This window comes from Burkholderia sp. AU38729 (assembly GCF_020419725.1).
Classification (GTDB): Bacteria; Pseudomonadota; Gammaproteobacteria; order Burkholderiales; family Burkholderiaceae; genus Burkholderia.
On the sequence record NZ_JAIZQO010000015.1, the window covers coordinates 124,616 to 142,429 of the forward strand.

The following is a 17,814-nucleotide window of genomic DNA, read 5'->3' on the forward strand; positions in this document are numbered from 1 at the left end:
TCGAACCTCAAGTAACACTTGAAATTCGCGGACTACTGTATAAAAATACAGCTCACTGTCTATCCATACAGTTGAGCCATGACCAAACTCACCGCCCGTCAGCAGCAAGTGTTCGACTTGATCCGTCGCGCGATCGAGCGCTCCGGATTCCCGCCCACCCGTGCCGAGATCGCGGCCGAACTGGGCTTCAGCTCGCCGAATGCGGCCGAGGAGCACCTGCGCGCACTCGCGCGCAAGGGTGTGATCGAGCTGGCCGCCGGCGCGTCGCGCGGCATCCGCCTGCTCGGCATCGACGATGCCCCGCACCAGTTCACGCTGCCGCACGCCGGCCTGATGCAGTTGTCGCTGCCGCTCGTCGGCCGCGTCGCGGCCGGTAGCCCGATCCTTGCGCAGGAGCACATCTCGCAGCATTACGCGTGCGATCCCGCGCTGTTCTCCAGCAAGCCCGATTACCTGCTGAAAGTGCGCGGCCTGTCGATGCGCGACGCCGGCATCCTCGACGGCGACCTCCTCGCCGTGCAGAAGCGCACGGAAGCAAAGGACGGCCAGATCATCGTCGCGCGTCTCGGCGACGACGTCACGGTCAAGCGCCTGATGCGCCGGCCTGGCGGTCTCGAGCTGATCGCGGAGAACCCCGATTACGAAAACATCTTCGTCAAGGCCGGCAGCGCGGAATTCGCGCTGGAAGGCATCGCCGTCGGGCTGATTCGCTCGGGCGAACTCTGACATTCCGTCTCGTTGAGGAGAACATCATGGAACGCCTTGCCCGTCTGCTGCCTTTCCGTCAATTCGGCCGCCTGCGTCACCTGCGCGGCCGCACGCCCTGCGCACCGCTGTCCGCGGCGGCGCCTGTGCAAGAAGAAGTCGCAGTCGAACGGCAGGCGTCCCTGCTGCCGTCGGCGCTCCCCGCTTTCGCGCGGGTATCGCTGAACGCCGGCCTGAATCACGCCGAACCCGCGCGCCGTGCACCGGTGCGCGTCTATCACGGCCGGTCGCGCCTGATCATGGTCGGCACGATCGATGCCGTGTGCCGGATGATCGATCGCTGCATCGCAGAGGAACGATCGGCCACGCCAGGCGGTCTCTGATTGCGGAACATCCCCGCACCGGAGGCAACGTGACCGGATCTTCGGGCCGCGCATGGCGGCTCAAACCCGTGCTGATCGTCGTGATGGCCGTCGCCATCGTTGCGGCGATCGGCTATGCCTACGCGTCGCCGTACGTGGCGCTCGGTCGTCTGAAATCGGCGATCGATGCGCGCGATGCGCAGGCCATCAGTGAATATGTCGATTTCCCGTCGCTGCGCATCAGCCTGAAGCAGCAGGTCACGGAAGAGTTGATGCGCCGGATCGACGCGGTGAAGAAGAACAATCCGTTCGCGGTGCTCGGCGCGCTGATCGGGTCCGCTCTGATCGGCCCGCTGGTCGATGCGTACGCGACCCCGGAAGGCGTAGCCGCGCTGATGAGCGGATTGCCACCGCGTGGCAATCCAGGAGAGCGTCCACCGGAATGGTCGAATCTGCCGCCAGGCAGCAATACGCCGGCGGCGCCGGCGGCCAATCCGGCTCCTCCGGCAAGCGCAGCCGCTCCGGGTAGCAACACGGCCGCTACCGCTGCGTCATCGCCATCCGCCGCTGCTGCACCGGCCAGCCCGGTCGATGCAACGCATGTGCCGCACCCGCAGCAAACCAGCGCCGGGTACCGGAATATCGATGAATTCGTCGTGACCTACCAGCGCAGTGCCGACGGCACGCGCTATGCGGCGATATTCCACCGCTTCGGCCTGTTCTCGTGGAAGTTGTCCGCAATCGACCTGCATGCTTGAGCGGTCCTGAGTGGCCACGGTCAGCGCCCGCCCCACGGACGTGGCATGACGCCCGACCGGCGCGATCCGCAGGTCAGGCAGTCATCGAATCATTGGATCATTTGCCGTTCGCCGTGGCCGCTTCACGCTCCCGCGCGATTTCTTCCTTCTGCTCCTGCGCCGACGAACACGCCACCAGAATGCTGCAGTTCACGCGATCGAGCAGTTGCGTGTTGCCCGACCCCATCCACCATCTGGACAACCCGCTACGGCACCGATGGCCGACGACGACGAGGTCGGCCTTCAGCTCCGTCGCGAGATTCGCGATTTCGTCGATCGGATAGCCGAACGCGAAATGGCCCTCGGCCTGCACGCCGCGCTCGCGCAGCCAGTTCACCCCTTCCTGCAGGATTTCACGCGCGGTTTCCTCGAACCGGCCACATGCGACGTCGGTCAGCAAACCCGCGCTCTGTGCAATGCTCGAGCGCATGTCGACCACCGACAGCAAATGCGTCTCGGCCTTGAGGTCCATCGCGAGATTGGCGCCGCAACGCAGTGCCTTGCGTCCTTCGAGCGTGCCGTCGTAACACAGCAAAATCTTGTTGTAGCTAGCCATGAAACCTCCCTATCGCAACAACGAGCCTACGCATTCATCATGGTGCGCCGCAATTCAGGACGCAAGGGATGGAAAACGCTGATTCGCCCCGCTCGGCTCGTGCGCGATGATGCAGTGCACGATCGGTGCGTACAGGCATCGCACCGTGCAGGCATGCCCTGAAGAGACGCAGCCGATGCACTAGAATGGCCCGTTCGTACTCCAGCGGGCCATCAGGCGCCGGCGTCGTGCGCTTCGGTCATGCCCGTGTGACACGCAATCGTCCGATCGGTTCGTCAACCGGCCACGCATCCGGCAGCGGAGCGCTTCCGCGCCGCCTACAACGACAACATGCCCATGTCCGCTGCACCGATCGATTTCCGGAACGTCGAAAAGCGCTATGGCGACAAGCTCGTCGTCAACGGCCTGTCCTTCACCGTCCAGGCCGGCGAATGCTACGGCCTGCTCGGGCCGAACGGCGCCGGCAAGACCACCACGCTGAAAATGCTGCTCGGCCTCACGCATCCCGATGCAGGCACCATTTCGCTCTGCGGCGAACCGGTTCCATCGCGTGCGCGGCATGCGCGCCAGCGCGTCGGGGTCGTCCCGCAGTTCGACAATCTCGACCCCGACTTCACCGTGCGCGAGAACCTGCTCGTCTTCAGTCGCTACTTCGGCATGTCGGCGCAGGCCGCGCACGCGCTCGTGAAGCCACTGCTCGAATTCGCGAAGCTCGAGAACAAGGCCGATGCGAAGGTCGGCGAGCTGTCGGGCGGCATGAAGCGCCGCCTGACGCTCGCCCGCGCGCTCGTCAACGATCCCGATGTGCTGGTGCTCGACGAGCCGACGACGGGCCTCGACCCGCAGGCGCGTCACCTCATGTGGGAGCGGCTGCGCTCACTGCTCGCACGCGGCAAGACGATCCTGATCACCACGCACTTCATGGAAGAAGCCGAGCGCCTGTGCGACCGCCTGTGCGTGATCGAGGAAGGCCGCAAGATCGCCGAAGGCGCGCCGCACGCGCTGATCGAATCGGAGATCGGCTGCGACGTGATCGAGATCTACGGGCCCGATCCGGCCACGCTGCGTGACGAACTGTCGGCGTTCGCGAAGCACACCGAGATCAGCGGCGAGACGCTGTTCTGCTACGTGAGCGATCCGGAACCGCTGAGCGCGCGACTCAAGGGTCGCACGGGGTTGCGCTATCTGCATCGCCCGGCCAATCTTGAAGATGTGTTCCTGCGGCTCACCGGCCGCGAAATGCAGGACTGATCGATCATGGATGTCCGCAACTATTCGACCGCCGCACCGTCGGCACCGCCGCGCGTGTCGCGCTTCGCGATCGCGATGCCCGCGAACGCGACCAACTGGATCGCCGTCTGGCGGCGCAACTATCTCGTCTGGCGCAAGCTCGCGCTCGCGTCGATGTTCGGCAATCTTGCCGATCCGATGATCTATCTGTTCGGGCTGGGGTTCGGGCTCGGGCTGATGCTCGGCCATGTCGACGGCGTGTCGTATATCGCATTCCTCGCGGCCGGCACGGTCGGGTCGAGCGTGATGATGTCCGCGAGCTTCGAGTCGATGTATTCGGGGTTCTCGCGCATGCACGTGCAGCGCACGTGGGAAGCGATCATGCATACGCCGCTCGCGCTCGGCGACATCGTGCTCGGCGAGATCGTTTGGGGAGCCAGCAAAGCGATGCTGTCGGGGGCCGCGATCATGCTCGTCGCGGGGGCGCTCGGCTATGCGCGGTTTCCGTCGATGCTCGCGGCGCTGCCCGTGATCGCGCTCGCGGGCCTCGCGTTTGCCAGCATCGCGATGATCGTCACGGCGCTCGCGCCGTCCTACGATTTCTTCATGTTTTATCAGACGCTCGTGCTGACGCCGATGCTGCTGCTGTCGGGCGTGTTCTTCCCGATCACGCAGTTGCCGCCGATCGCACAGCATGCGGCGCAGGCGCTGCCGCTCGCGAATGCCGTCGAGCTGATCCGGCCCGCGATGCTCGGCCGGCCGGCGACCGACGTCGCGCTGCATGTCGCGGTGCTCGCCGGTTACGCGGTCGGCGGATTCCTGCTTTCCGCGTGGCTGTTCCGGCGGCGGATGATGCGCTGACGGCCGGCGCACGGGCGCCGGCTTTCTGCGACGACCTTACTCGTCGTCGTCGCTCCACGGGATCTCGACGTCGGTCAGGAACGCGACGGTCGCGAGCGGGCCGCCTTCCTGGCGGCCGAGCTTGCCGTCCGCGCGATGCCATTCGACGCGGAACTGCGTGCCCGGATCGTCGGCCACCAGATACACCGTGCGCAGCTCTTCCTTGTCGGCTTCGTCCACCGGGCCGTCGAACGACACCAGCATTTTCTGCGGCCACAGGCCGTTGACCGGATCGTAAATGCGGTCGCCTTGCGGAATGTCGATGCTGGCCTCGACGCCGATCGTTGCGGAGGCCTCGATGATCATCGTGCCGAGTGCGTTCAGCACGGCAGTCGCCCGCGCGGAATTGGCCTGGCGGATCGCGAGATCGCCGCGCGTCAGCGCCTTTTCGAGTCGAGGATGGATCTTCGGTTGGGTCATGCGTTTTCCTGTTTGCTTCTTGTAAATGGCGCCGCACGCGTGAAACGGCGGCGCCGGATGAATACGACGATTGCGCCCTGCTGGCGCGCCGCCCGCGCGCGTCAGAACCCGAGCGCGACCGCGAGCAGGCCGCTCGCGATCCCGAACACGACGACGAGCGTCGCGACGATCGCCAGCATGTAAGGCTTGAACGAACGCGCGAGCATCGCGAGCGACGGCACGCTGATCGGCGGCAGCGTCATCAGCAGCGCGGCGGCCGGGCCGACGCCCATGCCGAGCGACAGCATCGCCTGGATGATCGGCACCTCGCCGGCCGTCGGAATCACGAACAGCATGCCCGCGACCGCGAATGCAATGATCCAGCCGAGATGATTACCGATGTCCGGGCCGATATGCGGGAACAGCCACGCGCGCGCGGCGCCGAGCAGCAGCACGAGCACGATGTATTCGGGCACGAGCCGCACGGCCATGCGCGCAAGCAGCTTCATCCAGCGAACGAACGGATTGCCGGCCGCGGCCTGCTCGGCCGCCAGCGCGGCGAGCTGCGCATCGTCGATGCTGCGGTCTTCGGGACGTGCGATGCGGTTCAGCAGATAGCCGATCCCGAACACCATCGCGATGCCGAGCACGAGGCGCAGCGCACTCCAGTGCCAGCCGAGCACGAAGCCCATGAAGACCAGCGCCGCCGGATTCAGCACCGTGTTGCCGAGCCAGAACGCGACCGCGCCGCCCGGCGATGCATGGCGCGCACGCAGCCCCGCGACGACCGGCGCCGCACAGCACGTGCACATCATGCCGGGCAGCGACAGCAGGCCGCCCGCGGCGACACTGCCGAAGCCGGTGCGGCCGAGCACGCGCGCGACCCAGTGCGCCGGCAGCAGCGCCTGCACGGCCGAACCGAGCAGCAGGCCCAGCACCATTGCCTGCCAGATCGCCTTGCCGTACGCCCACGCATAGTCGAGCGCGGCCTTCAGCGACGGCTCGGGCGCGGTCGCCGACGTGCCCATCAGGATCGACTGGCCGATCGAATGGTGCTCGGCGGCGACGAACGCCTTGTTGTAGTACGGAAACCATTTCACATAGAACAGTCCCGCGACCGCGATCAGCAGGAAGGTCATCCAGCCGAGGGCGGGACTGGGTTGGGTGCGTGTGGTCGTCATCGTGTGGTCGTCGATTGGTCTTGGTCGGTTTCGGATGTCGCGCCCGCGGCGAGCGCGGCCGATGCGGGCAACCCGGCCTGCGCGAGTTCGGCCAGCAGCGCGCGCGCCTGATCGCGCCCGTCCGCGGCATTGGGCCGGAACGTGAACGTCAATGCCCGGTTCGGCTTGTTGTACGTCGCGCGATAGGTGCGCGCATAGGCGGGATCGTAATGCTTGTCGATCAGCTCGGTGAACAGTTCGGCCCGTGCGTCCGCATCGATCAGCGCCTTCCAGTGCGTCACCTGCTCACGGCTATGCAGGCCGATCAGCCGATGAAGCTGCGCCTTGAACGCGTCCGGTTCGTCGAACAGGTGGGCGTAATCGTCGAGGAGAAATGCGATGCGCTCGTCGTGCGCCGCGTCGACATGCACCCACGGCCCTGCGTGAAACGCCTCGATCAACGCGATCGGCAACTGCACGAGCCCGATCCTGCGGCTTTCCGATTCGACGAACACGGGCCATTCGGGGTCGAAACGTCCAAGCGTTTCGACGAGCCCGGAATCGAACCCCTTCTGCGCCGGCTGCGGCTTGCCCGGCAGCGCGCCGAGCAGCGAACCGCGATGGCATGCAAGCGCCTCGAGATCGAGTGTCTGCGCGCCCACGTCGCGCAGCGCGTTCAGCAGACGCGTCTTGCCGCAGCCCGTATGGCCGACGAGCGCGATATAGCGAAAGCGCGTCGGCAGCGAGTCGAGCGTCGCGCACACCGACTGGCGGTACGCCTTGTAGCCGCCGTCGAGCTGGCGCGCCTTCCAGCCGATCAGGTTGAACCAGGTCGTCATCGAGCCCGAGCGCTTGCCGCCGCGCCAGCAGTAGATCAGCGGCCGCCAGTTGCGCGGGCGGTCGGCGAACGTCGTGTCGAGATGGCGCGCGATGTTGCGCGCGACGATGGCCGCACCGACCCGGGTCGCCTCGTACGGCGACACCTGGCGGTACATCGTCCCGACGAGCACACGCTCCTCGTTGCTGAGCACGGGCGCGTTCAGCGCGCCGGGAATATGATCCTCGGCGAACTCGAGCGGCGTGCGCACGTCGATGATCTCGTCGAACTCGCCGGCGCGATCGAGGGTGACAATCAGGTTCTTCAATTTGGCGTCGAACAGGGGCGATGCGGCTCGATGAGCCGCATGGGCACGGAAGGCGGATTGACGATTATCTCACGGGCCGGCCTCTCGGGCCCCGCGCGGCAGTCGGCGGCGCCGACGCGGCCTGCATCGCGTCGATCAGATGGTCGCGGAATGCGCGAACCGACGCGGGCAGATCGCGCCCCGCCATCGTCTGCACCTGGATGCTGCGCTCGCGCAGCTGCGGGTTCGTCACGGGCACGACGACGAAGCCGTCCGCGGCGCAGCGGTCACGCACCGACAGCAGCCCCGTGAACATCACTGCGCCCGTGCGCCGCGCGTAACCGTACATCGCCGCCGTGTTGTTGCTCGTCAGTTCGGGCTCGAGCAACAGCCCGTCGAGCGCGCACGCGATGTCGATCAGCTGGCGCACCGTCGTGCCGGCCTCGGGCAGCACGTGCGGGTGACGCGCGACATCGGCGAGCGACACGGCTTCCCGCGTCGCGAGCGGATGGTCGTGCCGCACCAACGCGAAGATCGGCGCGCGCTCGGTGTGGTCGACACACACGCCCTTCTCCGGCGCGAGGCTGAAGCTCAACGCGACGTCCACATCGCCATCGCGCACACGCCGCGTCGCGTCCGCCGGCGACACCACCCATACGGAGAAATCGACACCCGGATGGCGCGCCTTGAAGCTGGCCAGCGTGCCGGGCAGGAAATCGATCGCGAACCCTTCCGAGCACGCGATCTTCAGCAGGCTGCCGTGCAGTGCGTCGAGCCCGCCGATGTCCTTCATCACGTGCTCGGCCTCCAGCAGGCTGCGCTGCGCGAACGCCAGCAGCCGCTCGCCGGCCTCCGACAGCGCCATTCCGCGCGGCCGGCGCTCGAACAGCGGTGCGCCGAGCTCGCTCTCCAGTTTCGCGATCTGGCGGCTGATCGCCGATACGGCCACGTGCAGCCGCGCGGACGCGTCGCTGATCGAGCCGGTGCGCGCCACCTCGACGAAATACCGCAACGCCAGGCCATGCAGGAAAGCCGCCATCGCTCTGTCTCCGCCCGGCTGCCGGGCTTGCCGCTTTGCCTTTTCGGCAAAGAAAGGTTCGAAATTCGATCATTGTGACAAAAAAAACGGCTTCCTAGAATCGATCGCATTTCACGCTGCATGCCCGATCCGGCGCGTGCGGCGCACCCGTCAGAGGAGACCCGACTTGAGCCGTACCGCCGCCATCCAGCACGCGCTGAACCAGTTCGAATCCGGTGCGTTCTTCACGACCCTGAGCCGCCGCGTCGGTCTGCGCACCGAAAGCCAGGACAGCGGCAACGAAGACGCGCTGCGCGCCTACCTGACCGACGAGATCGCACCCGAGGCCGCGCGCCTCGGCTTCACGTCGCGGATCGTCGACAATCCCGTCGACGGCGGCGGCCCGTTCCTGCTCGCCTCGCGCCACGAAGACGACGCGCTGCCGACCGTGCTGATCTACGGCCACGGCGACGTCGTGCGCGGCTACGACGCACAGTGGCGCGCGCCGTTGTCGCCGTGGACGCTGACGGCCGACGGCGACCGCTGGTACGGCCGCGGCAGCGCCGACAACAAGGGCCAGCACACCATTAACCTGGCCGCACTGGCGAGCGTGCTCGACGCGCGCGGCGGCCGGCTCGGCTTCAACGCGAAGCTGCTGATCGAGATGGGCGAGGAAACGGGTTCGCCGGGGCTCGACGCACTGTGCCGCCAGGAGCGCGACGCGCTCGCGGCCGACGTGCTGATCGCCTCCGACGGCCCGCGCATCGCCGCCGCGCGCCCGACGGTGTTCCTCGGCTCGCGCGGCTCGGTCAATTTCAAGCTGAGCCTGCGCGCCCGCGACGGCGCGCATCACTCCGGCAACTGGGGCGGGCTGCTGCGGAACCCGGCAATCGTGCTCGCGCATGCGCTCGCGAGCGTCGTCGATGCGCGTGGCGCGATTCGCGTCGCGGGGCTGCGTCCGCCGCCGATCCCGGCGGCCGTGCGCGATGCGCTCGCCGATCTTTCCGTCGGCGGAGGCCCCGGCGATCCGGCGCTCGACGCCGACTGGGGCGAGCCCGGCCTCACCGCGCCCGAGCGCGTGTTCGGCTGGAATACGTTCGAGATCCTCGCGTTCAAGGCCGGCAACCCCGAGCACCCCGTCAACGCGATCCCGCCCGCCGCGTATGCGCACTGCCAGTTGCGCTTCGTCGTCGGCACCGACTGGGAGGCGCTGCACGCGCATTTGCGCACGCATCTCGATGCGCACGGCTTCGCCGACATCGAGATCGACGTCGAGCGCGGCGCACCGGCGACGCGCGTGCCGCCGGACGATCCGTGGGTGCGCTGGGTCGTCGCGTCGCTCGCGCGGACCACCGGCAAGAAGCCCGCGATCCTGCCGAATCTCGGCGGCACGCTGCCGAACGACGTGTTCGCCGACACGCTCGGGCTCCCGACGCTGTGGGTGCCGCACTCGTACCCGGCGTGCTCGCAGCACGCACCGGACGAGCACCTGCTCGCGAGCGTCGTCAGCGAGGGGCTGCAGATGATGGCCGGCCTCTTCTGGGATCTCGGCGACGACGCGCCGGCCGTTCGCCTCACGGCGCCCGCCGCGGCCGGCGCCGCCCTGTAACGCGCTTCGCCCCTTTCACGGGACCTGCACACACGATGAATACGACCACCCTGACCTCGCAGGAAGCCGCCCGCCCCAGCGCCGCGAAGATCCGGCGCATCATCTTCGCGGCGTCGATCGGCAACGCACTCGAATGGTTCGACCTGATCGTCTACGGCTTCTTCGCCGTAACGATCGCCAAGCTGTTCTTCCCCGCCACCAGCGAAGCGACGTCGCTGATGCTGACGCTCGGCACATTCGGGCTGTCTTACCTGATCCGGCCGATCGGCGGCTTCATCCTCGGCGCCTACGCGGATCGCGCGGGCCGCAAGGCGTCGCTGCTGCTGTCGATCGCGATGATGATGGCCGGCACGTTGCTGATCGCGCTGATGCCGACCTATGCATCGATCGGCCTGCTCGCGCCGCTCGGGATCATGCTGTCGCGGCTGATGCAGGGCTTTTCCGCGGGCGGCGAATTCGCGAGCTCGACCGCGTTCCTCGTCGAGCATGCACCGCAGCGGCGCGGTTTCATGTCGAGCTGGCAGTTCGCGAGCCAGGGCCTCGCGACGCTGCTCGCATCGGGCTTCGGCGCGCTGCTGACCGCCACGCTGACGACCGCGCAACTCGAAAGCTGGGGCTGGCGCGTGCCGTTCCTGTTCGGGCTCGCGATCGGCCCGGTCGGGCTGTATATCCGCCGCTACGTCGACGAAGGCGTCGAGTTCAAGACGCAGGCACGCTCGGAAGCGCCGGTGCGCGAGCTGTTCGCGGAACAAAAGGTGCGGGTGCTGCTGTCGATCGGCGCGCTCGTGATCTCGACCGCGATCAACTACATGATCCTGTACATGCCGACTTACGCGATCAAGCAGCTCGGCCTGCCCGCCTCGACGGGCTTCGCGGCCACGCTCGCGACCGGCTTCGTGCTCACGCTCGTCACACCGGTCGTCGGCCACCTGTCCGATCGTACCGGGCGGATCCGCATGATGGCGGTCGCGGCGGTCCTGATGCTCGTCACCGTGTACCCGACGTTCGCGTGGCTCACGCGTCACGCGTCGTTCGCGACGATGCTCGCCGCCCTGGTCTGGATCGGCGCGCTGAAGGCGATGTACTGCGGCGCGCTGCCGGCGCTGATGGCCGAGCTGTTCCCGTCGCAAACCCGCGCAACGGGGCTCGCGGTCAGCTACAACACGGGTGTCACGCTGTTCGGCGGCTTCGCGCCGTTCGTCATCACCTGGCTGATCAGTGCGACCGGCAACCGGCTGTCGCCGGCGCTCTACCTGATGGGGTGCGCGCTGCTGAGCCTCGCCGCGCTGTTCGTCGCGCGCACGCGGCTCAAGATGCGCTAACGGAAGAACCGACGGCGCAGCGATGCGCCGCCGGCGCGGCCCGTCGCGGCATCGCTGCCGCGCGGGCCAGGCGCCGCCTGCTTCAGGTCACGGCGCCGGGTTCGGCTGCAGTTCGTGCAGCGCGTCGATCTCGGCGAGGATCTCTTCGGACAGCTTCACGTCGACGCTGCCGATGTTCTCCTTCAACTGCTCGAGCGACGTCGCCCCGATCAGGTTGCTGCGCGTGAACGGCCGGCTGTTGACGAACGCCAGCGCGAGCTGCGCGGGCGACAGCCCGTGACGTCGCGCAAGCGCGACATAGCGCGACGTCGCCTCGACGGCCTGCGGCCTGCTGTAACGCTGGAAGCGTTCGAACAACGTGATGCGCGCGCCGGCCGGACGCGCACCGTTCTCGTACTTGCCGGACAGCCAGCCGAACGCGAGCGGCGAATACGCGAGCAAGCCGACGCCATCGCGATGCGTGAATTCCGACAGCCCGTTCTCGAACGTGCGGTTCAGCAGGCTGTACGGATTCTGGATGCTCGCGATGCGCGGCAGCCCGAGCTTCTCGGCTGCGCGCAGGAACTGCGCGACGCCCCACGGCGTTTCATTCGACACGCCGATCGCGCGCACCTTGCCGGCCTTCACGAATTCCGCGAGCACGCCGAGGGTTTCCTCGATCGGCACCGTATAGGCGTCGTCGACCCACGGATAGGCGGGACGACCGAACGTGGTCGTGCTGCGATCGGGCCAGTGCAACTGGTAGAGATCGACGTAGTCGGTCTGCAGGCGCTTGAGGCTGCCGTCGAGCGCTTCGGTCAGGTTCTTGCGGTCGAACTGGTTGCCTTCGCCGCGGATATGGCGCGGATTGTGCGGCTGCCGCGCCGGCCCCGCGATTTTCGTCGCGAGCACGATGCGCTCGCGCTGCGCGCGATGCTGCGCGAGCCAGGTGCCGATGTACGCCTCGGTGCGCCCCTGCGTATCGGGTTTCGGCGGCACCGGATACATCTCCGCGGCATCGATCAGCGTGACGCCCTGCCCGATCGCGTAGTCGATCTGCTCGTGCGCATCGCGCTCCGAATTCTGCTCGCCCCACGTCATCGTGCCCAGGCCGATCAGGCTGACCTCGATGCCCGAATCGCCAAGTGTGCGGTATTCCATGCTGCTCCTGTCGCGTCGGTGGAAAGCAGGAACGCTATCACATTGAAGCGACTGCTTCAGACCGGCTCCGCCTACGCTTACAGGCGGCCTTCGGCGCCGGCAACGAGGTTCACGCGCGGGCCCGGACGATGGCGCTGCCGCCCGCCGTCACTGCGGCCGCTGGATGAAACAGGTTGCCGACGCATGCGCGACGATCTTGTCGTCCGCGGTCTTCAGCGTGCCCTCCGCGACGCCCAGCGAACGCGACAGGTGGATCACGCGCCCTTCCGCGACCAGGTCGACGTCGCGCGGCACGGGCCGCAGCATCTTCACATGCAGATCGACCGTGCCGTAGCCGACGCCCGCATCCAGCATCGAATGCACCGCGCACCCGGTGACCGAATCGAGCACTGTCGCGGCGAACCCGCCGTGCACGCCGCCGAGCGGATTCAGGTGCCGGCCGTCCGCCCGCGCCGAAAACTTCACGTAGCCGAGTTCGACGTCGAGCGGACGCATCGGGATCGTCTCGGAAATCGACGCGAGCGGTGCATCGCCCGATACCGCCGCGCGCAACAGATCGAGACCGGACAAGGAAAGCGGGTTCATCGGGTTGTCTCCGGGTTGAAAGCGCGTCGCCGCGCGAGTAAGTTCCAAATTGGAACTCATTATTGACAACGACGGCGGCCGTTGTCAACGTGGCCGGGCCCGTTACAACCGAAGGCGGGTTCTATAATCGAACCCGCTGTTTCGCTGAACTGCCGCCAAGGATGCAAGAGACTCGACGATGAAATGGGATGACATCGGCACGCTGAACTGTTCGGTCGCGCGTACGCTCGCCGTGCTCGGCGACCGCTGGACCATGCTGATCCTCCGCAACGCGTTCCTCGGCTGCCGCCGCTTCGACGCATTCCAGGCCCAGCTTGGCCTCACGCGTCATGTGCTGGCCGAGCGGCTCGCGCGACTCGTCGACGAAGGCGTGCTGGTCAAGCGCGCGTATCAGGAGCGGCCGCCGCGGTTCGAATACCGGCTGACCGACAAGGGCCTCGACCTCTACCCGACCCTGCTCGCGCTGACGGCGTGGGGCGACCGCTGGAAAGACGACGGCCAGGGGCCGCCGGTGCAGTTGCGTCACCGCACTTGCGGCCATCTGATGCATGCGGTCACCGTATGCTCCGCATGCGGCGAGCCGCTCGACGCACGCGACGTGCAGCCGGAGCGTGGCCCCGGGTGGATTGCAGTCGAGGCAGCCGGGGCGCCTGCGGACGAGAATTGATGCAGCGTCGTGCGTCCATAATGAACGCGCAACGCACACGGATCGTTAGTCGCACTCACGCTGCTGTTGCGTGCCTGCGTCGAGCCCACCCGGCTGCACTCGCGCAGGGCTTGCATGCCGCGACTCTCCCACCACCGCAAGCGCAATCGCGCGCTGCTTTCGACTCCAGCCGCTGATCAACCCGATCACGCACTCGGATCCCGCACAACGCAACTTTGCGTCACCGCCTCTGCCACCGCGGTCATCGCGATGCGTCATCCCGTCTCATCCACACGTGACCGGGCCGCCACGTCTGCGTTACACTCACGGCCCGCTGTCTCGAAATTATTCGCTGTCCAAGATGTTGTCGCGCAATCGCCTCGCCGCTGCCTGTCTCGCCGCCTCCCTGCTCGCCACTCCGTTCGCCGCCTTCGGCAAGACGCAAAGTGAATCGCTGCTTCAACAGGCGATCGACCTCGTGTCGCGTTGGCTGCCGGCCCCCACTCACGAAGCACCCGCGACACAGGTCGTCGAATCGGCGTTTTCGCCCGACGGCGGTGCCGAAGCGCTCGTGCTGAAAGCGATCGGCGCCGCGCGCAGCTCGATCCGCGTCGCCGCCTATTCGTTCACGTCGCCGCCTGTCACGCGTGCGCTGCTCGCGGCCAAGCGACGCGGCGTGAATGTCGCGGTGGTCGTCGACGACAAAGGCAATCGCGCAAAAAGCAGCAAGCAGGCGCTGAACCTGCTCGTCAACGCAGGCATCCCGACGCGCACGATCGACGCCTATGCGATCCATCACGACAAGTACCTCGTGATCGACGCCGAGCACGTCGAAACGGGCTCGTTCAACTACAGCGCATCGGCGGCCAGCCGCAATTCCGAGAACGTCGTCGTGGTGTGGAACAACCCGCAACTCGCGTCGCGTTATCTCACGCACTGGCAAAGCCGCTTCGACCAGGGCACGCCGTACCGCTCCAGCTACTGAGGCAGGCCGCGCGGCGCGCGCCCCGTGTTCGATCCGCCGTATTGCTGATGATCGGCGAGCGCGGCGCGCAACTCAATTCAGCCGAATGGCCAGCGCGCCGCCGCACTCAATGGATGTCGGGCGTCCGCCCGGTCGCCGCACCGGCCTGCGTCGTCGGCGCACAGCGATTCGCCTGTCCGCTCGCGCCGCTTGCCGACGACGTCGGCAAGCCGCCGGGCAGCGCGCTGCTCACGCAAACGACGCCGAATGCCAGCGTGTTCTGGACCGTCGGATAAAGAAGATACAGCGCAAACGCGAGATAGCCCGCGTACAGAAATCGAACCATGGTGCGGTGGGCGGCGATGAACGAATGGACTCGCCCTGTTTACGGCAATGCGCCGGGGTACCTTGAGGTATCGCGCCTCCGATTGCGCATCGGGGCGAAACGCGGTCCCATGGCGCCTGCTTCTCACCCCATCTGCATCGATTCGTGCCGGGTCGCCCCCCCGGTCGGCGGAATCGCAACGTGGCGATGCGCCGAACAATGCGCGATACTGTCCGACATACGATCCCGTAACCGGCCTCGCAGCCGCGACAAAAGACAAGGCCCATGCAAATCGCACCGAAACCGGCCGACGAGGCGGCCCGGCTCGATACGCTTCATTCGCTCTCGATCCTCGACACGCCACCGGAAGAGCGCTTCGATCGCCTGACGCGTCTTGCACGCAGGCTGTTCGACGTACCGATCGCCCTCGTCAGCCTCGTCGACGACGATCGGCAGTGGTTCAAGAGCCATGCCGGGCTCGATGTCACGCAAACGTCGCGCGACGTGTCGTTCTGCGCCCATGCGCTGCACGAGGGCCATACGATGGTGATCCAGGATGCGCTGAACGACAACCGCTTCCACGACAACCCGCTCGTCACCGGCGCGCCCGGCATCCGCTTCTACGCCGGTCGACCGATCACGGCGCCAAACGGTGCGCCCATCGGCACACTCTGCCTGATCGACACGCGGCCGCGCTCGCTCGAACCCGACGAGCTCGCGCTGCTCGGCGATCTCGCCCACATGACCGAGCGCGAGATCGCCGCGCTGCATTTCGCGACCACCGACGAGCTCACGCAACTGACCAACCGGCGCGGCTTCGAGATTCTCGCCCGCCACGTGCTGAGCCTGTGCGATCGCCTCGACCGTCACGCGGTGCTGCTGTTCTTCGACCTGAACGATTTCAAGTCGATCAACGACCGCTTCGGCCACGCCGAAGGCGACCATGCGCTCAAGGCCTTCGCCGACACGCTGACGGGCGCGCTGCGCGACAGCGACGTGATCGCCCGGCTTGGCGGCGACGAGTTCGTCGTGCTGCTGAGCGCCACCGATCCGGCCGACGTTGCCGAGCCGGTCGAACGCGTGACGCGGGCGCTCGCGCTGCGCAACGCGGCCGACGCACGCGGCTATGACATCCGGTTCAGCGTCGGGCATGTCGATTACGATCCCGCACGGCATCGAGACGTGACCGACCTGCTCGCATCGGCCGATCAACGGATGTACGAGGACAAGCAGCGCGGCAAGACGGCCGGCAAGTAAGCGCGGGCGGACCAGGCGCAGGCGCATGTCGCCGCCCTGCCGCCCCGCCGCTCAACTGCGGTTGCGTGGTTGCATCAGCTTCCGCACGGCGGCGCGCTGGCCATGGCCTCCGCGATCTGCTCGGGCGTCAGGTCGCGCTGATGCGTCGCGAGCGACCAGCGATGGCCGAACGGATCCTCGACCTGTCCGTAGCGATCGCCCCAGAACATGTCGGCAGCCGGAATCGTGACCGTCGCGCCGGCCGCGACCGCCTTCGCGATCGCCGCGTCGGTGTCCGGCACGTACAGGTGCAGGCACACCGGCGTGCCTTTCAGTGCCTTCGGCCCGAGCGCGCCGTGCTCGGGCATTTCATCCACCAGCATCAGTGTCGAATCGCCAATCACGAGGCACGCGTGCGCGAGCCGGCCGTCGGGCATCGCCAGGCGAAACTGTTCGCTCGCATTGAACGCGCGCTTGTAGAAGTCGATCGCTGCGGTTGCGCCGGCGCAGATCAGGTGCGGCGTCAGCGTGCGCATCCCTTCCGGGATCGGTTTGACGGACGTGGACATGGGTGTCGCTCCTTCGGGCGGTTGTCGTATCGGAATCGGGACGGACGCGCGATGCGCACGCCTCCGATGCTACGACGGACGAACCTGGCGGAAATCGACACGGCGCCCAACATTTTTTTGTTTTCTCGGGTATCGGCGCACGCGGGTTCCCCGCATCGGACGTCATCGGCGCGTCAGGTCGGCCTCGTTGCCCGGCACGCCGAACTGCCGGCGGCATGCCTCCAGCAATCCCGCCACCGCATCGAGCGGCAGATCGGCAAACCGGGCGATCGGCAGCATCACGCCACCCGGTACCTTGTTGCGCGATGAAAGCGCCGAGAACTGGTAGCCGATGTAGCGATTTCCGGCGACGCTGATGATCCGGAATTCGGTGACGTCACGCCATCGCGTGACGGGTTGCTCGCGCAAAGCCCCGATCAGCCTGAAGCCCGTCTCGTCGACCTGCAGCGCCATCCTGCGCCGCGACGACACGAAGAAGGCGGCCCCCGCCAGCGCCAGCAACACGGCCAGTGCCGCCACCGGCCAAAGCGCCGGCGCGGCTGCGTAACCGCACAGGCTCGCCACGGCCAGCACCGCGCACGCGATCGCCCTTCTTTTCAGGCTCCGGCCGTCGACCGCCAGCGTCACCGGCAACGGGCCGACGACGGTTCCCGCGTCGGAATCGACGTGCCAGCCGGCGGAATCGGTGGTTTCGCTTTCGTCGTTCATCGCGCAATCGCTCACGTCGACGGCAACCCGCTCATCGCGGCCGGATACCCGATCGACGCGCCGAGACAGGCGGCCTGTCGCCGCAAAATGCTCGGGATCGACGACGGTAAGCATCGACGCACGACAACACGCCTTCGTCCGCACGGAACCGGCCACGCTCCGTCGGCATCGGCCATGTTCAGTTGCACACCTTGACGGTACCGTTGGTCGTGCATTGACCAATGGCCCAGTGGCTCTGCCCTGCCAGATGAGGTGCCTGGCCGACGCCACGGATCGGCTCGGACGGCGAAGATGCCGGCACGGCCGCGGCAGCCGACGCGGTGTCGGGCGACGGGAGCGGAGGCGGCTCGGGCGCGGTCTGGCAAGCCGACAACGCCAGACAAAGAGCGGATGCCAACAGGGCGATGAGCGGTCTTGACATGATTTCGTACGCGTTTGCGATATTCGCTTCCGGGAAAA

21 protein-coding genes are annotated in these 17,814 nt (G+C 67.1%); 10 read left to right on the forward strand and 11 right to left on the reverse strand.

The features are described from left to right. Window positions 1-78 precede the first annotated feature (78 nt). The 3 genes from lexA to LGM56_RS32120 are packed head-to-tail and all read left to right on the forward strand — an operon-like array spanning window position 79 to window position 1,825. Window positions 79-726, forward strand: a complete 648-nt coding sequence (lexA, locus tag LGM56_RS32110) for a transcriptional repressor LexA (RefSeq protein WP_009689103.1) — start codon at window positions 79-81, stop codon at window positions 724-726. Window positions 727-752: 26 nt separating this feature from the next. Continuing rightward, complete coding sequence (locus LGM56_RS32115; RefSeq protein ID WP_006476078.1) at window positions 753-1,088, forward strand: hypothetical protein; 336 nt, start codon at window positions 753-755, stop codon at window positions 1,086-1,088. Window positions 1,089-1,117: 29 nt separating this feature from the next. Next, the gene (locus LGM56_RS32120) at window positions 1,118-1,825 is read left to right on the forward strand and encodes a DUF2939 domain-containing protein (RefSeq protein ID WP_226207807.1); all 708 of its coding nucleotides are present in this window, start codon (window positions 1,118-1,120) and stop codon (window positions 1,823-1,825) included. Window positions 1,826-1,922: 97 nt separating this feature from the next. Here LGM56_RS32120 and LGM56_RS32125 read toward each other — a convergent pair whose 3' ends face one another. After that, window positions 1,923-2,420 (reverse strand): universal stress protein, encoded by a 498-nt coding sequence (locus tag LGM56_RS32125; RefSeq protein WP_039358765.1) that lies wholly within the window; start codon window positions 2,418-2,420, stop codon window positions 1,923-1,925. A 336-nt stretch (window positions 2,421-2,756) separates the two neighbouring features. Between LGM56_RS32125 and nodI the strand changes: the two genes are divergently transcribed. Together nodI and LGM56_RS32135 are read left to right on the forward strand one after the other, a co-directional pair. After that, on the forward strand, window positions 2,757-3,671 hold the full coding sequence (nodI, locus tag LGM56_RS32130) for a nodulation factor ABC transporter ATP-binding protein NodI (protein ID WP_264171048.1): 915 nt from the start codon (window positions 2,757-2,759) through the stop codon (window positions 3,669-3,671). 6 nt (window positions 3,672-3,677) lie between these two features. Continuing rightward, entirely contained in the window at window positions 3,678-4,511 is an 834-nt protein-coding gene (locus tag LGM56_RS32135; protein WP_089494787.1) for an ABC transporter permease, read from the forward strand. A 36-nt stretch (window positions 4,512-4,547) separates the two neighbouring features. Here LGM56_RS32135 and LGM56_RS32140 read toward each other — a convergent pair whose 3' ends face one another. The 4 genes from LGM56_RS32140 to LGM56_RS32155 form a co-directional block, all read right to left on the reverse strand. Beyond that, complete coding sequence (locus tag LGM56_RS32140; protein WP_034174145.1) at window positions 4,548-4,970, reverse strand: hypothetical protein; 423 nt, start codon at window positions 4,968-4,970, stop codon at window positions 4,548-4,550. 101 nt (window positions 4,971-5,071) lie between these two features. After that, window positions 5,072-6,130 carry a permease gene (locus LGM56_RS32145; protein WP_089494786.1) on the reverse strand — a complete coding sequence of 353 codons (1,059 nt, stop codon included), beginning with the start codon at window positions 6,128-6,130 and terminating at the stop codon, window positions 5,072-5,074. Then, window positions 6,127-7,254, reverse strand: coding sequence for a tRNA 2-selenouridine(34) synthase MnmH (gene mnmH, locus LGM56_RS32150; protein WP_089494785.1), 1,128 nt, complete (start codon window positions 7,252-7,254; stop codon window positions 6,127-6,129). Before mnmH ends, LGM56_RS32145 begins: the two co-directional genes overlap by 4 nt. 64 nt (window positions 7,255-7,318) lie before the next feature. Next, complete coding sequence (locus LGM56_RS32155; protein WP_226207774.1) at window positions 7,319-8,272, reverse strand: LysR family transcriptional regulator; 954 nt, start codon at window positions 8,270-8,272, stop codon at window positions 7,319-7,321. A gap of 166 nt (window positions 8,273-8,438) precedes the next feature. Between LGM56_RS32155 and LGM56_RS32160 the strand changes: the two genes are divergently transcribed. Next, a complete protein-coding gene (locus tag LGM56_RS32160) occupies window positions 8,439-9,860 on the forward strand; it encodes a M20 family metallopeptidase (RefSeq protein WP_226207775.1) in 1,422 nt (473 codons plus the stop codon). A gap of 35 nt (window positions 9,861-9,895) precedes the next feature. Further along, window positions 9,896-11,182, forward strand: coding sequence for an MFS transporter (locus LGM56_RS32165; RefSeq protein WP_226207776.1), 1,287 nt, complete (start codon window positions 9,896-9,898; stop codon window positions 11,180-11,182). Window positions 11,183-11,269: 87 nt separating this feature from the next. Here LGM56_RS32165 and LGM56_RS32170 read toward each other — a convergent pair whose 3' ends face one another. Both LGM56_RS32170 and LGM56_RS32175 read right to left on the reverse strand, forming a co-directional pair. Continuing rightward, window positions 11,270-12,322, reverse strand: a complete 1,053-nt coding sequence (locus LGM56_RS32170; RefSeq protein ID WP_226207777.1) for an NADP(H)-dependent aldo-keto reductase — start codon at window positions 12,320-12,322, stop codon at window positions 11,270-11,272. 147 nt (window positions 12,323-12,469) lie between these two features. Then, window positions 12,470-12,907 carry a PaaI family thioesterase gene (locus LGM56_RS32175; protein ID WP_039358790.1) on the reverse strand — a complete coding sequence of 146 codons (438 nt, stop codon included), beginning with the start codon at window positions 12,905-12,907 and terminating at the stop codon, window positions 12,470-12,472. A 178-nt stretch (window positions 12,908-13,085) separates the two neighbouring features. Here LGM56_RS32175 and LGM56_RS32180 point away from each other — a divergent pair, with 178 nt between their 5' ends. Together LGM56_RS32180 and LGM56_RS32185 are read left to right on the forward strand one after the other, a co-directional pair. Continuing rightward, window positions 13,086-13,574, forward strand: coding sequence for a winged helix-turn-helix transcriptional regulator (locus tag LGM56_RS32180; protein ID WP_089494781.1), 489 nt, complete (start codon window positions 13,086-13,088; stop codon window positions 13,572-13,574). Window positions 13,575-13,914: 340 nt separating this feature from the next. Then, window positions 13,915-14,538, forward strand: a complete 624-nt coding sequence (locus LGM56_RS32185) for a phospholipase D family protein (protein ID WP_034201824.1) — start codon at window positions 13,915-13,917, stop codon at window positions 14,536-14,538. A 106-nt stretch (window positions 14,539-14,644) separates the two neighbouring features. Here LGM56_RS32185 and LGM56_RS32190 read toward each other — a convergent pair whose 3' ends face one another. After that, window positions 14,645-14,863 carry a hypothetical protein gene (locus LGM56_RS32190; RefSeq protein WP_089494780.1) on the reverse strand — a complete coding sequence of 73 codons (219 nt, stop codon included), beginning with the start codon at window positions 14,861-14,863 and terminating at the stop codon, window positions 14,645-14,647. A gap of 264 nt (window positions 14,864-15,127) precedes the next feature. On the opposite strand from LGM56_RS32190, the gene LGM56_RS32195 reads away from it, so the two are divergent. Beyond that, window positions 15,128-16,099, forward strand: coding sequence for a sensor domain-containing diguanylate cyclase (locus tag LGM56_RS32195; RefSeq protein WP_089494779.1), 972 nt, complete (start codon window positions 15,128-15,130; stop codon window positions 16,097-16,099). 74 nt (window positions 16,100-16,173) lie between these two features. On the opposite strand, the gene LGM56_RS32200 is transcribed toward LGM56_RS32195, so the two are convergent. From LGM56_RS32200 to LGM56_RS36985, 3 genes are all read right to left on the reverse strand, one after another. After that, window positions 16,174-16,647, reverse strand: coding sequence for a VOC family protein (locus tag LGM56_RS32200; RefSeq protein WP_046545626.1), 474 nt, complete (start codon window positions 16,645-16,647; stop codon window positions 16,174-16,176). A 162-nt stretch (window positions 16,648-16,809) separates the two neighbouring features. After that, window positions 16,810-17,355, reverse strand: coding sequence for an aspartyl-tRNA synthetase (locus LGM56_RS32205; protein WP_226207808.1), 546 nt, complete (start codon window positions 17,353-17,355; stop codon window positions 16,810-16,812). Window positions 17,356-17,533: 178 nt separating this feature from the next. Then, window positions 17,534-17,776, reverse strand: a complete 243-nt coding sequence (locus LGM56_RS36985) for a hypothetical protein (RefSeq protein WP_226121710.1) — start codon at window positions 17,774-17,776, stop codon at window positions 17,534-17,536. Between the last annotated feature and the right edge of the window lie 38 nt (window positions 17,777-17,814).

Bases quoted from the DNA above. Each gene is read 5' to 3' on its own strand.
- lexA (WP_009689103.1), top strand. From the start codon at position 79: ATGACCAAACTCACCGCCCGTCAGCAGCAAGTGTTCGACTTGATCCGT.
- LGM56_RS32115 (WP_006476078.1), top strand. From the start codon at position 753: ATGGAACGCCTTGCCCGTCTGCTGCCTTTCCGTCAATTCGGCCGCCTG.
- LGM56_RS32125 (WP_039358765.1), bottom strand. From the start codon at position 2,420: ATGGCTAGCTACAACAAGATTTTGCTGTGTTACGACGGCACGCTCGAA.
- nodI (WP_264171048.1), top strand. From the start codon at position 2,757: ATGTCCGCTGCACCGATCGATTTCCGGAACGTCGAAAAGCGCTATGGC.
- LGM56_RS32135 (WP_089494787.1), top strand. From the start codon at position 3,678: ATGGATGTCCGCAACTATTCGACCGCCGCACCGTCGGCACCGCCGCGC.
- LGM56_RS32140 (WP_034174145.1), bottom strand. From the start codon at position 4,970: ATGACCCAACCGAAGATCCATCCTCGACTCGAAAAGGCGCTGACGCGC.
- LGM56_RS32145 (WP_089494786.1), bottom strand. From the start codon at position 6,130: ATGACGACCACACGCACCCAACCCAGTCCCGCCCTCGGCTGGATGACC.
- LGM56_RS32155 (WP_226207774.1), bottom strand. From the start codon at position 8,272: ATGGCGGCTTTCCTGCATGGCCTGGCGTTGCGGTATTTCGTCGAGGTG.
- LGM56_RS32165 (WP_226207776.1), top strand. From the start codon at position 9,896: ATGAATACGACCACCCTGACCTCGCAGGAAGCCGCCCGCCCCAGCGCC.
- LGM56_RS32170 (WP_226207777.1), bottom strand. From the start codon at position 12,322: ATGGAATACCGCACACTTGGCGATTCGGGCATCGAGGTCAGCCTGATC.
- LGM56_RS32175 (WP_039358790.1), bottom strand. From the start codon at position 12,907: ATGAACCCGCTTTCCTTGTCCGGTCTCGATCTGTTGCGCGCGGCGGTA.
- LGM56_RS32180 (WP_089494781.1), top strand. From the start codon at position 13,086: ATGAAATGGGATGACATCGGCACGCTGAACTGTTCGGTCGCGCGTACG.
- LGM56_RS32185 (WP_034201824.1), top strand. From the start codon at position 13,915: ATGTTGTCGCGCAATCGCCTCGCCGCTGCCTGTCTCGCCGCCTCCCTG.
- LGM56_RS32190 (WP_089494780.1), bottom strand. From the start codon at position 14,863: ATGGTTCGATTTCTGTACGCGGGCTATCTCGCGTTTGCGCTGTATCTT.
- LGM56_RS32195 (WP_089494779.1), top strand. From the start codon at position 15,128: ATGCAAATCGCACCGAAACCGGCCGACGAGGCGGCCCGGCTCGATACG.
- LGM56_RS32200 (WP_046545626.1), bottom strand. From the start codon at position 16,647: ATGTCCACGTCCGTCAAACCGATCCCGGAAGGGATGCGCACGCTGACG.
- LGM56_RS32205 (WP_226207808.1), bottom strand. From the start codon at position 17,355: ATGAACGACGAAAGCGAAACCACCGATTCCGCCGGCTGGCACGTCGAT.
- LGM56_RS36985 (WP_226121710.1), bottom strand. From the start codon at position 17,776: ATGTCAAGACCGCTCATCGCCCTGTTGGCATCCGCTCTTTGTCTGGCG.